Origin of the sequence: Sulfitobacter sp. UBA1132 (assembly GCF_002311545.1) — a bacterium.
Lineage (GTDB): Bacteria > Pseudomonadota > Alphaproteobacteria > Rhodobacterales > Rhodobacteraceae > Sulfitobacter > Sulfitobacter pontiacus.
The window spans coordinates 102,935-117,496 of sequence record NZ_DCAN01000012.1 but is presented as its reverse complement, the minus strand read 5'-3'; the positions used below and the strand labels follow the sequence as shown (position 1 = coordinate 117,496).

At 63.0% G+C, this 14,562-nt stretch carries 10 protein-coding genes; all 10 read left to right on the top strand.

Features of this window, described 5'->3' with window-relative positions:
* Nucleotides 1-4: 4 nt before the first annotated feature.
* A complete protein-coding gene (gene nirB, locus B4F27_RS10860; protein ID WP_286759660.1) occupies nt 5-2,431 on the top strand; it encodes a nitrite reductase large subunit NirB in 2,427 nt (808 codons plus the stop codon).
* Nucleotides 2,428-2,763 carry a nitrite reductase small subunit NirD gene (gene nirD, locus B4F27_RS10855; RefSeq protein ID WP_005850994.1) on the top strand — a complete coding sequence of 112 codons (336 nt, stop codon included), beginning with the start codon at nt 2,428-2,430 and terminating at the stop codon, nt 2,761-2,763. Before nirB ends, nirD begins: the two co-directional genes overlap by 4 nt.
* Nucleotides 2,760-5,336 (top strand): nitrate reductase, encoded by a 2,577-nt coding sequence (locus B4F27_RS10850; RefSeq protein WP_286759659.1) that lies wholly within the window; start codon nt 2,760-2,762, stop codon nt 5,334-5,336. The genes nirD and B4F27_RS10850 overlap by 4 nt, the downstream gene beginning before the upstream one ends.
* Entirely contained in the window at nt 5,333-6,268 is a 936-nt protein-coding gene (locus B4F27_RS10845) for a glycosyl transferase family protein (protein ID WP_286759658.1), read from the top strand. The genes B4F27_RS10850 and B4F27_RS10845 overlap by 4 nt, the downstream gene beginning before the upstream one ends.
* A complete protein-coding gene (gene cysG, locus B4F27_RS10840; protein WP_286759657.1) occupies nt 6,265-7,683 on the top strand; it encodes a siroheme synthase CysG in 1,419 nt (472 codons plus the stop codon). Before B4F27_RS10845 ends, cysG begins: the two co-directional genes overlap by 4 nt.
* Nucleotides 7,684-7,785: 102 nt before the next feature.
* Nucleotides 7,786-8,688 (top strand): helix-turn-helix domain-containing protein, encoded by a 903-nt coding sequence (locus B4F27_RS10835; RefSeq protein ID WP_286759656.1) that lies wholly within the window; start codon nt 7,786-7,788, stop codon nt 8,686-8,688.
* A 102-nt stretch (nt 8,689-8,790) separates the two neighbouring features.
* The gene (locus tag B4F27_RS10830; RefSeq protein ID WP_286759655.1) at nt 8,791-10,929 is read left to right on the top strand and encodes a TonB-dependent siderophore receptor; all 2,139 of its coding nucleotides are present in this window, start codon (nt 8,791-8,793) and stop codon (nt 10,927-10,929) included.
* Nucleotides 10,923-11,804: an ABC transporter substrate-binding protein gene (locus B4F27_RS10825; protein WP_286759654.1), complete on the top strand. Its 882-nt coding sequence runs from the start codon at nt 10,923-10,925 to the stop codon at nt 11,802-11,804. Before B4F27_RS10830 ends, B4F27_RS10825 begins: the two co-directional genes overlap by 7 nt.
* Nucleotides 11,801-13,783 (top strand): Fe(3+)-hydroxamate ABC transporter permease FhuB, encoded by a 1,983-nt coding sequence (gene fhuB, locus B4F27_RS10820; protein ID WP_286759653.1) that lies wholly within the window; start codon nt 11,801-11,803, stop codon nt 13,781-13,783. The genes B4F27_RS10825 and fhuB overlap by 4 nt, the downstream gene beginning before the upstream one ends.
* Nucleotides 13,780-14,544: an ABC transporter ATP-binding protein gene (locus B4F27_RS10815; RefSeq protein WP_286759652.1), complete on the top strand. Its 765-nt coding sequence runs from the start codon at nt 13,780-13,782 to the stop codon at nt 14,542-14,544. The genes fhuB and B4F27_RS10815 overlap by 4 nt, the downstream gene beginning before the upstream one ends.
* Nucleotides 14,545-14,562 lie beyond the last annotated feature (18 nt).

The window sequence follows — 14,562 nt, the reverse complement described above, 5'->3', positions numbered from 1 at the left end:
GACCATGAAACAGAAACTTGTCGTTATCGGTGCCGGTATGGCCTCCGGTCGGGTGCTGGAGCACCTTCTGGAACAGGACCGCGAAGCCTATGACATCACCCTTTTCAACGCAGAGGCACGGGGCAACTACAACCGCATCATGCTGTCCCCGGTCCTATCGGGAGAGAAGACCTATGCCGACATCGTGACCCATGATGATGGATGGTACGCCGAAAATGACATCACCTGCCGTTTTGGCGAAAAGGTGCTGGAAATAGACCGTGCGGCTAAGACGGTAACGGGCGAGAACGGCACGGTGTCCTATGACAAGCTGGTTCTGGGCACCGGATCGAACCCCTTTATGATCCCATTGCCGGGTCACGATCTGGACGGCGTCATCGCCTACCGCGATCTGGAAGACACCGAACGGATGATGGGGCTGGGCGAAGGCAGTAAATGCGTCGTGATCGGCGGCGGGCTGCTGGGGTTGGAGGCGGCGGCAGGCATGGCGGCCCGCGGCGTCGACGTGACCGTTGTGCACATCATGGGGCATTTGATGGAGCGGCAATTGGACGAGGCCGCAGGATATCTGCTGCGCCGCGCCCTGACGGATAAGGGCATCACCGTCAAATGCGCCGCAAACTCCAAGGAGATCCTGGGCGAGAACGGAAAGGTCCGTGCCCTGCTGCTGGATGACGGGACGGAACTGCCCTGCGATTTGCTGGTCATGGCCGTGGGCATCCGCCCCAACGTGGCACTCGGGCAGGGCGCAGGCTTGGCCGTTGGAAAGGGCATCCATGTGGATGACCAGATGGCGACCTCCGACGTCGATGTGCTGGCGGTCGGGGAATGCGTGGAACATAACGGCGCGCTTTTCGGTCTGGTGGCACCGCTGTACGATCAGGCAAAGGTCGCGGCGCAGACCCTGCTGGGGCAGTCATCGACCTTTGTCCCGAAAGAACTGTCGACCAAGCTCAAGGTGACGGGCTGCGATCTGTTCAGTGCGGGCGATTTTGCCGATGGCGAGGGGCGCGAGGATATCGTCTTTCGCGATCCGGCGCGGGGTGTCTATCGCCGTCTGGTGATCAAGAACAATGTGGTGATCGGGGCAGTCATGTATGGCGACACCGCCGACAGCAACTGGTTCTTTGGCCTGATACGCGACAAGACCGACATCGCGGACATGCGCGATACGCTGATTTTCGGCCCGGCCTACCAAGGGGGGACCCCCCTGGACCCTTTAGCAGCTGTTGCAGCCTTACCGCGTGACGCGGAGATCTGTGGCTGCAACGGTATCTGCAAAGGACAAATTGAAGACGCCATCGCGGCGGGCGCCTCTGATCTGGGCGCGATCAAAGCGACGACCAAGGCCAGCGCATCCTGCGGGACGTGCACCGGGCTGGTCGAACAGGTATTGGCGGTCACGCTGGGGGCTGATTTCGTCTTGCCTGCTGCGGCGTCGATCTGCGGCTGCACCGACATGACCCACGAAGACGTGCGGCGGATGATCAAGTCGCAGCGACTGACCTCGATGCCGGCGGTCTGGCAGGAGTGCGGGTGGAAGACGCCCGACGGCTGCCACGTCTGCCGCCCCGCGTTGAACTTCTATCTGCTTGCTGATTGGCCGCTGGAATACCGCGACGATCCGCAATCGCGTTTCATCAACGAACGCAAACACGCCAACATTCAGAAGGACGGCACCTACAGCGTCGTGCCGCGCATGTGGGGTGGGATCACCACGCCGGACGAACTGCGTGCCATTGCCGATGCGGCAGATAAATACATGGTGCCGACGGTCAAGGTCACCGGCGGGCAGCGGATCGACCTATTGGGCGTAAAAAGCGAGGATCTGCCCGACATCTGGGCCGATCTGAACGCGGCCGGCATGGTGTCGGGACATGCCTATTCCAAAGGGCTGCGCACGGTCAAAACCTGTGTCGGCACAGATCATTGCCGCTTTGGCACCCAGGACAGCACCGGACTGGGCATCCAGCTTGAGAAAGAGCTCTGGGGGGCCTGGACGCCGCATAAGCTGAAACTCGGGGTGTCGGGCTGCCCGCGCAACTGCGCCGAAGCGACCTGCAAGGACATCGGCGTCATCTGTGTCGACAGCGGATACCAGATCAGCATCGGCGGGGCGGCCGGTATGGACGTCAGGGAAACCGAATTGCTGATCCAGGTGCCGACCGAGCAAGAGGCGATCAATGTGATCAAGGCGGTGACCCAGCTGTATCGCGAGAATGCTAAATACCTTGATCGCATCTACAAATGGATGGCCAAGGTCGGTCTGGACTGGATCAAGGAACGGGTTGCTGCCGAAGGCGACGCTTTGGTTGATCGCTTCGAGCTGAGCCAGACGATTTACCGCAAAGACCCGTGGGCCGAACACGTGACCCAGCAGGCCGAGCGCTACAAACCCCTTGCAACCCTGTCACTGGAGGCTGCGGAATGACCAGCTGGATCGATATCGCAGCCCTTGATGATGTGCCACAGCGCGGTGCGCGTATGATCAAGACCACGCTTGGCTGTGTCGCGGTGTTCCGCACCGCCGAGGATGAAGTGTTTGCGCTTGATAATGCCTGTCCGCACAAGGCGGGGCCGTTGGCCGAAGGCATCGTGCATGGCAAATCCGTAACCTGCCCGCTGCACAACTGGGTATTCTCTCTCGAGACCGGAGAGGCGCAGGGCGCGGACGCGGGCCGCGTCGCGACCTATCCGGCGCGGGTGGAAAGCGGGCGCATCCTGCTGGACCGGACGTTCCTGCACGCGCGGAGCGCCGCATGACCCTCACGCGCACCACTTGCCCTTATTGCGGTGTAGGCTGCGGGGTGCTGGCGGCCGCCGATGGTACAATCAAGGGGGATCCGGATCATCCGGCCAACTTCGGGCGGCTCTGCTCCAAAGGTGCTGCCTTGGGGGAAACCATCGATCTGGACGGGCGGCTTTTGCATCCGCAGATCAACGGGGTGCGGGCAGAATGGGACACGGCGCTGGATATGGTGGCGCAGAGGTTCAGCGATGCCATCGCGCAGCATGGGCCGGAAAGCGTCGCCTTTTACGCCTCGGGCCAGATGCTGATCGAAGACTATTATGTCGCCAACAAGCTGATGAAGGGGTTCATCGGGGCGGCCAATATCGACACGAATTCACGTCTGTGCATGGCGTCCTCTGTCGCGGGTCACAAGCGTGCCTTCGGCACCGATACCGTTCCCGGCACCTATGAAGATCTGGAGCAAGCCGATCTGGTTGTGCTTGTCGGGTCCAATCTGGCGTGGTGCCATCCGGTCCTGCACCAGCGTATTGCCGCCGCAAAACAGGCCCGCCCCCATATGCGGATCGTCAATGTCGATCCGCGCCGGACGGCGACCACCGATCTGGCGGATGTGCATTTGAGGATCGCTCCCGACGGGGATGTTGCCTTGTTCAATGGGTTGCTGGCGTATCTGGCAGAGACTGGAAAACTCGACACGGCCTATACGGAAAACCATGTGAACGGGCTGGATGCGGCGCTGGCGGCGGCACAGGCCAGTGATCCGGCGGACAGCGGGTTGAACGCTCGGGAATTGGCTGATTTCTATGCGCTTTGGGCAAACACGCCCAAAGTCGTCACCGCGTACTCCCAAGGCGTCAACCAATCGGTCTGTGGCACGGATAAGGTGAACGCGATCCTGAATTGCCATCTTGCCACAGGGCGCATCGGCAAGGCGGGGATGGGCCCTTTCTCATTGACCGGCCAGCCCAATGCCATGGGGGGACGCGAAGTGGGCGGTCTGGCCAATATGCTGGCAAACCACCTAGAGATCGGGAATGAAGCGCACCGCCGCGCGGTGCAGAGTTTCTGGCAAAGCCCGACGATCTGCACAAAACCGGGACTGAAGGCTGTCGATCTGTTCGAGGCCTGTGCCGACGGGCAGATCAAGGCACTGTGGGTGATCTCGACCAACCCCGCGGTGTCGTTGCCCGATGCCGATGGCGTGGCGGCGGCAATTGCAAATGTGCCCTTTGTTGTTACGTCTGACATCATGGAGAAGACAGATACCAACGCTTTTGCTGACGTCCTGCTACCCGCCACCGGGTGGGGTGAAAAAGACGGCACCGTGACCAATTCCGAACGGCGCATTTCGCGCCAACGCGCCTTTCTGCCCGCCCCCGCTGAGGCGCGGCCCGACTGGAAGATCATCAGCGACGTGGCCACGCGTATGGGGTTTTCGGATGCCTTTTCCTATGGCTCATCCGCGGATGTCTTTGCTGAGTATGTCGCGCTTGATCAGGCCGCTTCGGCCTTCCCGCGCGATCTTGATCTGAGCATTTTTGCCGATGCGGATTACGCGAAAATGGTGCCGACCCAATGGCCGCGAAACGGGGCGCGTTTCTTTGCGGACGGGCAATATTATCATCCTGACGGCAGGGCGCAGATGGTTGCCGTGACATCCCCTGTGTCGCTGAATTCACGCTTTACGCTCAATACCGGACGGAACCGCGACCAGTGGCACACGATGACGCGTACGGGCAAATCGGCGCGGCTTGGGGCACATCTGGCCGAACCTTATGTAGAGATGAACCCAGTTGATGCCGCCGCATTGGGGGCGCTCCCCGGGGCGTTGATCGCGCTGCAAAACAGCCGTGGTGGTGTTTTGATGCGGGCATTGATCACCCCGCGCGTGGCGCAAGGCGCGTTGTTCGCGCCAATGCACTGGACACGTCAGCGCAGCACCGCGGGGACGGTCAATAGCGTCATGACGCCGCTGACCGATCCGATTTCAGGTCAACCCGCCTTAAAGGCCAGCGCTGTCACTGCCGAGGTTTTTAAGGCCAAATGGTATGGCTTTCTGGCAAGCGTCGCGGAACCCGCGCCGCAAACCGCCTATGCCGCCGTGGCCCGCACCAATACCGGCTGGCAGGCAGAGCTGGCGGGCAGCAAAAACCCCGAGGATTGGGAGGTAGAGGCCCGCCTTCTGACGGGGCAGGCGGAGGGTGATCTCTCGCTCCAATCCGACGCGGCGACCGGTGGCGTGCGGATTGCGATAACCCAAGGTGGGCGGATCACCGGGCTGCTTTTCGTATCCCCCAATCCGGTGGTCGTCTCGCGCAGTGCGATTATCGCGCTGATCGGGACGGACACATCGGCGTTGGCGGCGCTCGCCGGGCGCAATGCCGCTGACCGGCCGGACCCGGGTGCTACGGTCTGTGCCTGTTTTGATGTGGGGCGCAACACCTTGCTGGCGGCTATCGCTGGCGGGGCCTCTACCGTCGCGGCCTTGGGCGACGCCACCTGCGCGGGGACAAACTGCGGGTCGTGCAAACCTGAACTCGCCGCCTTGCTGGATCAGACCTTGCAACGGATGGCCGCAGAATGAGCCTGGCCCCCTATGTCCGGATCGTCGCGCGCGGCAAGGGGCGTGCCCGCGCTATGACCTTGGCCGAAGCTCAGGACGCCATGGCGCTGATCCTACGCGGTGATGCTGCCCCCGAAGCGGTCGGCGCGCTGTTGATGGTCATGCGTCTGCGCGGCGAAACCCCCGAAGAGATTGCCGGTTTCACCGCGGCATTACGCGCACATGTGGTGGGCAAACTGCCCAAAGCGGATCTGGACTGGCCGTCCTACGCCGCAGGTCGCAGCCGGGGGGTGCCGCTGTTCCTGCTTGCAGCGCGGCTGGTGGGGCAGGCCGGTTACAGCATTTCGATGCACGGGTGGAATTCGCATCAATCGGCCAATGCATCGGTGCGCGAGGTCATTGATCTTGCCGGGCCGCAGGTGGCCTATACCCCGCTAGAAACCCTAAGCCCTGCGGCTTTCAGCATCTTGAACCTGCGCGATACGCTCGGCCTCAGATCGTGCTTTAATACGGTATTGCGCATGTGGAACCCGTCCGAGGCCCCGGCGACGGTGCAAGGCGTGTTCCACCCGTCTTACCGCAGCCTGCAGGCCCAAGCCGCGCAGCTATTGGGCCAGCAGGATCTGAGCATCATCAAAGGGGGCGGCGGCGAATTCGAGCGTCATCCCTCCAAGGACATCGCCCTGTTCGGCCTGCGCGACGGGGCGCATATCCAGCAGACCGCCGCGCCAATCCTGCATGACACCCGGCGTTTGCATGAAACAGGCGATATCATCGACCTGCAGGGCCTGTGGCAGGGTCGCGTGGACGACCCTTTCGCAATCGCCACGGTGACCGGCACTGCGGCACTTGCGCTGTGGACGCTGAAGGCGTCTCGGACACTTTCTCAGGCCGACCAAATGGCGCGCAGCCTTTGGGACCAGCGACACCAGCCAAAGGAGCAATCCGCATGAAGACATTCCCCATGTTCCTGCAAATGGCGGGTCGCCGCGTTGTAATCATGGGCGGGGGCGAACAGGCCGCCCAGAAGGCGCGACTGATCCTGAAAACCGAGGCGACGGTCGAGATCTGGGCCGCCACATTCGATGCCGAACTGTCGGACCTTGCTGCATCGGGCCGTGTCACACTTCACGACGGTCCAATCACCCCGCACAGCTTTTCAGACACCGCGCTGGCCTTTATCGCCACTGGCTGCCCTGGTGCGGACATGGCGCTGCATGCTTTGGCCAAAGAGGCCGGGGCGGTTGTGAACGTGGTAGACCAGCCACAGCTTTGCGACGCGATCACGCCTTCGATCGTGGACCGTGATCCGGTGGTCGTGGCCATCGGCACCGAGGGAACAGCCCCAGTGCTGGCCCGCCAGATCAAGACGAAAGTAGAGGAAATGCTCGAGCCGCGGCTGGGGGATCTTGCTGCTCTTGCGGGCCGGTTGCGGGGGAATGCGTCTGCGCGCCTTGATCCGCGCGCGCGTCGCGATCTGTGGCGTTGGGTTTTCAACGACAGCCCGCGCTGGATGTTTGCCGCCGGTGCCGAACGCGCGGCGGCCAAGCGTATCAAGTCGGCCATCGAAACGGGCGACTTCGGCACCGCTGCGGGCGGCAGTGTCAGCCTTGTGGGCGCAGGACCGGGGGCGAAGGATCTGATCACTCTGCGCGGCGTGCAGCGCCTGCAAGAAGCCGATGTGATCTATTATGACCGGTTGCTTGACCCTGATATCCTTGAATTGGCCCGTCGTGACGCCGAGCGCATTTACGTCGGCAAGGCTCCGGGCTGTCACAGTTGGCCGCAAGAGAAAATCACACAGACCCTTGTGATGGCTGCCAAACGCGGCCAGCGCGTCGTGCGCCTGAAATGCGGTGATCCGGGGGTGTTCGGGCGCAGCACAGAAGAAGTCGATGCGCTGAAAGCCAGCGGTATCGCTTTCGAGATCATCCCCGGCGTCACCGCGGCCTGCGCCGCGGCCGCGAGCATCGGTGAAAGCCTGACGGATCGGGGCAAGATCGACACCGTGGTGCTGACGACCGGCCATCGCCAAGATGGATATACGGTGCCCGAACCGATCAAGGATATCAGACCCGGCACATGCGTGGCGCTTTACATGGCCGTGGGTGCTGCGCCACAGATTGTAGATCACCTAAAGGCAGCGCATCCGGGGGTTCAGTTCGACCTGCAAATCGCCGCGAAAGCGCAGCGCAAGGATCAGAAGATTTTGCGCTGCTCCCTTCAAGATCTGGAAGCGACGCTGAGCGTCAATAAGATCGCAGGCGAGGCCATGCTGTTCATCCGGTGGCCTCGGGAGGCACAACAGGCTCATATGCCCTTGGCGCAAAGCGCAGTGCGGCGCGTCGTATCGATGGTGCAAGACTGACCCTTGGTGACGATCCCCGCGGGGATGTTGCGGAATTGACTTATCCGAGTAAATTTGTCAGAAAATGGTTTCAGAATTCTGGAGCTGTCTCAGCGCGTCGTCATGTCATCCGCCCCTCTATCAAAATCCTATGTGCCACAGGTTTTTGTCCCTCGTATGGAGGCGCAGACCCGGAACCTGCGCACGATCAAGCCCTTACGGTTTCGGCCCTTGTCGGGGGCTATCGCAGATGTCTGGCATGTCGACGGGGACCAAGGGGGCGGCGGGTATTACACCGCGCCGGATCCGCGCCTTGTGGTCTTTCTGGATGACACCCCGCCGCTGATCGCGCTTCGAACGGGCGAGGGGGCGACGGCCCAATTCGGAACGCGCGCTTTCTTTGTTCCGGCGGGCACCCCGTTGTGGAGCAAGCTGGGCAAGGCCCAAAGGCTCAGCCATATTGATTTCCATTTTGACGCAGCTGCATTGCAGACACGGCTTGGTGCGATCGGTATATCAGAGCTGCCCCGCCGCGTGATGTTTGCGCCGGAGGATAGCGTGCTGCTGACCCTTGGCCGTCTTGCGGCCAGCGAAGTGGAGACCCCTCAACGTGGGACGATGGTCTTGGAAGGCCTGCTGCAATCGCTTTTGGGCGCAGTGATGGACCCGGCGTCGCAAAACGCCCTGCCTGCGTCTGGCGGACTGTCGCCTCAGCATATGGCGGCGGTTCGGCAGTACATGGCGCAGAATATATTTCGCCCCGTCGGAGTGGGCGAACTGGCGGATTTGGCGGGGCTCTCCGAAAGCTGGTTCAGCCGCGCGTTCAAGCACACCTCGGGTCTGTCGCCCCAACGCTGGATAGCTGAATGCCGCGTCGTCGCCGCCAAGGAGATGATGGCCGACCCCGGACGCCCCCTTGCCGACATCGCCGCGGCAACCGGTTTTTCCGATCAGGCCCATCTGTCACGGGTCTTTCGCCGGTCTGTCGGGGTGCCGCCATCGCAGTGGCGACGCGATATTCAGTGATACGTTTACAGCGGATTGGGACAAATGACGGCGGATGCGTTCAAGACGTCGCCTTATAGCTGAGTTAAATACTCGGAAAAATAAACAGCGGGACGTATATCCATGAAGTTCACCTTTTTCTTGATGCTGGGGACCAGCGCGCTGGCCCTGTCTGCCGGTGTGGCGACGGCGCAGGACGCCGTTGATCTGGGCGAGATCATCATCCAGTCCGAAGAAGACCCGACCGGCCCGGTGGTGGGCTATGCCGCGGGCACCACGGCGTCGACCAAAAGCGGGCGGTCCTTGCTGGAAACGCCGTCTTCCATCACGGTGGTCACCACCGACCAGATCGAGGATACGGCCGCCAACAATCTGTCAGAGGCGCTTGGCTATGCGGCGGGTGTCGTGACCGAAGCCTATGGGGCGGACCCGCGGTTTGATTCAATTTCGGTCCGCGGGGCTGACCTGCAAAACCAGATCTACCTTAACGGGTTGCAATTCAGCCGCTCTACGCGCCCGAACTATGGCGCGCCCTCGCTTGATCTTTACGGCATGGAACGGGTGGAGCTTCTGCGCGGCCCAAATTCGGTGCTATACGGGGCAGGGTCGCCCGCCGGGCTGGTGAACCTGATCCAGAAACGCGCGCAATTTGATGGCGACACGACCGAGCTAGGCCTCCATGCGGATGGCAACGGGTCCTATTATGTCTTTGGTGATGCCAACCGCGTGGTCGATGACCGCTTTGCTTACCGCATCGTCGGCAAGGCGGGCAATCGTGTTTTGGGGATCGATGAATACGACAACCCCGGGGCCTATCTGGGCTTTGCCGCGAAATACCAGGCGACCGATGCAACGACGGTGGAATTCCTGCTGTCCTATCAGGATGACGACCCGGATTCCCCCTCGGGCGTGCCCAACGGGCTGGTCGGCACCCGTTCCGACGAAGACCTGCGCGACTTCTACTTTGGCAATGAGGCATTGGAATACGGCGACCGCAAAGTGCTTAATCTGGGCGCGCAGGTCACCCACACGTTCGATAATGGCTGGCGGCTGGTCAGCAACACGGGCGTGACGAAATTCGACTGGTCCTATTCCAACCTTTCTGTCGGCGGCGTGACCGGCAACGATGTGGCGCGCACACAGCTGTTGCAAGACGAAGATGTGACGTCCTATGCCACGGACCTGCGGCTTGAAGGCTCGGCGCTGACCGGCGATGTGCTGCATAATCTCGCCTTTGGTATCGATGCCAGCCGGTTCGAAGAATCTGCGCTCAGCGTGTTTTACTATGGTCAGGACAGCATTGATTTTGCCGCGCCAGACTACAGCCCGATCACGCCGGTGCGCGACGGGGCAAGCTGGTATGCGAACAAGAATGTGACCGTGGAACAGGTCGGCATCTACGCCAGCGACGAAATCGAATATGGCCATTGGCGCGCGGGTCTGGCCTTGCGCCATGATCGCAACAAATCCGAAGGGCAGTCCAACACGCTCTACACCGTTCCGGGCTCTGGCGGCACGCCCGGCACCGTTGATCTGACACGCGACGACAGCGCCACCACCGGTCAGGCAAGCCTTGGCTATGTCTGGGACAATGGCGTGTCGGCCTATCTGTCCTATGGCACCTCGTTCCAAAGCTTTGCAGAACCGGGCGACACGGGCACAGCGCTTGACCCGACCACGGGCGAGCAATGGGAAGTTGGCGCGAAATACCTGCCCGCCACCCTTGATGCGTATCTGTCGGCCTCGGTCTATCAGCTCGAAGAAAAGAACCGCCCCGTCTATGTACAGAATGGGGCCGGGGTGCGGGCCTATGATCAGGTCGGCAAATCCCGCATCCGCGGGCTAGAGCTGGAAGGCCGTGCCAATCTGGCCGACGGCTGGAGCGTGACGGGCGGCTATTCCTATGCCGATAGCGAGATCATCGGCGGTGACAACAATGGCAACGAACTGGGGCTGACCCCGAAACATACCTTCAAGCTGTGGGCATCGAAAGAGATCCAGGGCGGGCCGCTTGCCGGGCTGACCGTGGGCGCAGGCGCGCGGTTCATCGGGGAACGCTATGCGTTCAACGCCAATGCCAATCAGCTCGACTCTGTGACGCTGCTGGATGCGGCCGTGTCCTATGACTTTGATGACGGCACAGAGCTGCAGGTCAATGTGACCAACCTGACGGACGAGGCTTATGTCTCTTCGGTGGGCTATTTCTCGACCTACTATGGCGACGGGCGCACGATCTCTGCGACGCTGTCCAAGAAGTGGTAAAGCGCCTCGCCCTCACGCGCCGCGCGATCATTGCCACAGGAGCCTGCGCTCTTGTGGCATCTCGCGCGCGCGGCGCACGCGGTTGGGGGGGATCGCGCCTCGCCGCGATTGACTGGGCGATGGCGGAAACCGCTGCCGCCCTCGACCTGCCGCTGGTTGCCGTGGCAGAGAAACGGCAATTCCTGCGCGGTACGGCGGTGACGCTGCCCCCGAACTGTGAGGATGTCGGGTTGCGCGGCAGCCCCAACCTCGAAGCGCTGAGCCTTGTCGCCCCCGACCTGATCCTGTCGTCGAATTTCTACAGTTTCGTTGAACCGCAGCTGGGACGTATCGCACCGGTGTTCACGCAAAATATGTTCATCCCGACCGAACCGGCGCTGCCCAAGGCGCTGTCGGCGCTGGAGACATTGGCCATACAGCTGGACCGCGGAGAGGTTGGTCACCGGGTGCGTCGGGACTTCGAGGCCGCTTTTGATGCGCTGCGCGCACGGGCAACAGGCTTTGCCGCGCGCCCCTTTGTGGTGATGACCGTGGGGGATGCGCGTCATGTGCAGATCTATGGCACCGACAGCCTGTATGGCGGGGCGCTTCGCCGGATCGGTCTGACGAATGCCTGGGGCGGCGATACTGAATTTGGATTCAATGCCCCGGTCCCTCTGTCCAGATTGATCGATTTTCCGCAGGCGCATCTGGTCATCGCGGGCGCTTTGCCGGTCACTGCACGGCGCGCGATTGGCCAAAGCGCGCTTTGGTCCGCGCTGCCGCCCGTGCGGGCGGGTCGCGTGTCGTATCTGCCCGATCAGATGCCCTTTGGCGGCGCGCCTTCCGGGCTGCGTTTTGCGTCCCATCTTGTGACCGCGCTGGAAGCCGCATGATCCGTCCGCCCTTTTTGACGCTGCCCCTTGTGGCCGCCATCGGCGCGGCGTGCCTATGGACCATCGCAGCCCTTGCCGCCCTGCCCGCTGCGCAATGGGTGCTGCCCGTCGCAGGTCCGCAAGACCTGTCGCCCGAACAGATCCTCTTTGCCTTCGGGTTGATGCCGCGGGCGGTGATTGCCCTGCTGATCGGGGCGCTTCTGGGGCTGTCGGGCGCATTGATGCAGGCGGTGCTGCGCAATCCGCTGGCTGATCCGACGACCCTTGGCGTGGCCTCGGGTGCACAGCTGGCGCTGGTCTGCGCCACGCTGCTCTGGCCGAATATGCTCGCCCTTGGTCCCGGCCCTGTCGCATTGGTCGGAGGCGGGCTTGCAGCGCTCATTGTCATGGCGCTTGGCGCGCGGCGTGGCTTTGCGCCTGTTACGGTCACCATCGCGGGGATGCTGGTGGGCATGCTTGCCTCCGCCATCTCTACCGCGCTCACATTGGGGCAGGGGCATTACCTGCTGTCGCTGGTGATCTGGAACGGCGGGGCGCTTTCACAAGACAGCTGGCACGGGGTGATTCGACTGGCTGTGGTGCTGGTGCTGGGGGCGGCAGGAGCCGCCTTGCTGGTGCGGCCACTGGTGGTCCTAAGCCTTGGCGGGGCCACGGCCAAGGCGCTTGGGGCGCAAGTCGGGGCGATACGGGTCGCGGCGCTGGCGTTGGCGGTGTTCGTCTCGGCCATGGTCTCTGCAGAGGTGGGGCTGGTCGGGTTTGTCGGGCTGGCGGCACCGGCCTTGGCACGGCGTTTGGGCGCGCGCAGCGTGGCACAAGTCCTGCTGGCCGCGCCACTGGCGGGCGCGCTGCTGCTGTGGCTGGTGGACAGCGCGCTGCTGGCGCTTGCCGCCTTCGGGCTGCCAGAACTGCCGACGGGCGCGTTGACCGGGCTGATCGGCGGGCCGCTTTTGATCGCTTTGCTCCCGCGATTGCGCAACATTGTCCCGCCCGAGGCTGAACGTAACGACACCCTGCCACCGCGCGCGCCGCACCCGTGGCGGCGGGTTGCTCTGCTGGCCTGCGCGGCGGTCGCCTTTGCCGTGCTGAGCCTGTTTGGCACCCGCGGACCCGAGGGCTGGGGCGTGATATCGGGCGCGATTGCGGCGAGTTTCGTGCCATTGAGGGCCACGGCCATTCTGGCGGCTGCCGCTGCCGGAGCGCTGCTGGCGCTTTCGGGCGCCGCATTGCAGCGGGTGACGGCAAACCCGATGGCCGCGCCCGAGGTTCTGGGCGTGACCGGTGGTGCTGCGCTTGGCTATGCGGCAACGCTGTTCCTGCTGCCTGCCCCGTCGCCATTGACGCTGGCGCTCGGGTCTTCTGGCGGGGCGGCGGCAACGCTGATCATCCTGTCCGCCTATGCGGCGCGCAGTGATATGGCACCGGCGCGGCTGTTGCTGGCAGGGCTGGCGATCGGAGCCTTCGCCTCGGCCCTTCTGGCAGCGATCATGGCGTCAGGTGATCCCAGAGCATGGTCCCTGCTGGGGTGGCTTGCGGGAAGCGCGACACGGGTCACGGTCGCAGGGGCGATGGCGCTTGCCGCAATGGCGGTGGCGGCGCTTGGCGCGGCGCTGTTGCTGTCGCGCTGGTTCGACATCCTGCCGCTGGGATCGGGTGTCGCGCAGGGTCTGGGGGTGCCGCTTGGCACCGTGCGGCTTGCCGTTGTGCTGGCGGCAGGGCTGGCCACTGGCGCGGCAAGCGTGCTGGTCGGCCCGGTCAGTTTCGTTGGCCTGATGGCCCCCCATATCGCCCGCAGCCTTGGCCTGCTGCGCCCTGCGCCGTTTCTGGCTGCCAGCTGGTGTCTGGGTGCGTTGCTCATGAGCCTCGCGGCCTTTGGCGCGCGCACCGCCAGCTACCCCTACGACCTGCCGCTGGGGCTTTTCGCGACGCTGATCGGCACGCCCTGGCTTTTCATTGCCCTGCTCGGACGGAGACACGCATGACCCTCTTTATGCTCGAAAATGTCTGCTTCGACGTGCCCAAGCGGCGGCTGGTCGATCACCTTTCCTTGGCGATCAAGCCGGGGATCACGGCGCTTGTCGGGCGCAACGGGTCGGGCAAATCAACGCTGCTGAAAATGCTCGCCGCGCAAACCCGGCCGAGCGCCGGAACCATCCAATATCGCGGCCAAGACCTGAGGGACTGGAAGCCGCGGGATTTTGCCCGCGATCTGGCGTTTCTGCCGCAGGTGACGCCCCCGACCGAAGGGCTGTGGCTGGAGGAGCTGGTCGCGCTTGGCCGATACCCGTGGCGCGGAGCCTTGGGCCGATTGGGCCCCGAGGATCGCTTTATGATTAATACGGCGATTGCTCAATGTGGTCTGGAGCACAAGCGCGGCCAGATGGTCGACACCATGTCAGGCGGGGAAAAACAACGGTCGTGGATCGCGATGATGCTGGCGCAGGGGGCGCGTAGCTTGCTGCTGGATGAACCGATTTCGGCGCTGGATGTGGCCCATCAGATCGAAGTGCTGGGGCTGCTGCGTGAAACGGTCAACGCCGGTGCGCTTTCTGCCGTGGTGGTGCTGCATGACGTGAATATGGCGGTGCGCTTTTGCGATCATGTTATCGCGCTGGATGCCGGGCGCGTGGCGCTTGAGGGCGCTGCGCACTGCCTGCTCGACCCGGACGCGCTTCAGCGGATCTACGGATTGCCCATGCAGGTCATCGACACAAAGCCCAGCCCGGTCGTTCATCCGATTTGACCCCGACCATATTCATCC

Coding starts and splice junctions, on each gene's coding strand:
- nirB (WP_286759660.1), top strand. CDS start 5: ATGAAACAGAAACTTGTCGTTATCGGTGCCGGTATGGCCTCCGGTCGG.
- nirD (WP_005850994.1), top strand. CDS start 2,428: ATGACCAGCTGGATCGATATCGCAGCCCTTGATGATGTGCCACAGCGC.
- B4F27_RS10850 (WP_286759659.1), top strand. CDS start 2,760: ATGACCCTCACGCGCACCACTTGCCCTTATTGCGGTGTAGGCTGCGGG.
- B4F27_RS10845 (WP_286759658.1), top strand. CDS start 5,333: ATGAGCCTGGCCCCCTATGTCCGGATCGTCGCGCGCGGCAAGGGGCGT.
- cysG (WP_286759657.1), top strand. CDS start 6,265: ATGAAGACATTCCCCATGTTCCTGCAAATGGCGGGTCGCCGCGTTGTA.
- B4F27_RS10835 (WP_286759656.1), top strand. CDS start 7,786: ATGTCATCCGCCCCTCTATCAAAATCCTATGTGCCACAGGTTTTTGTC.
- B4F27_RS10830 (WP_286759655.1), top strand. CDS start 8,791: ATGAAGTTCACCTTTTTCTTGATGCTGGGGACCAGCGCGCTGGCCCTG.
- fhuB (WP_286759653.1), top strand. CDS start 11,801: ATGATCCGTCCGCCCTTTTTGACGCTGCCCCTTGTGGCCGCCATCGGC.
- B4F27_RS10815 (WP_286759652.1), top strand. CDS start 13,780: ATGACCCTCTTTATGCTCGAAAATGTCTGCTTCGACGTGCCCAAGCGG.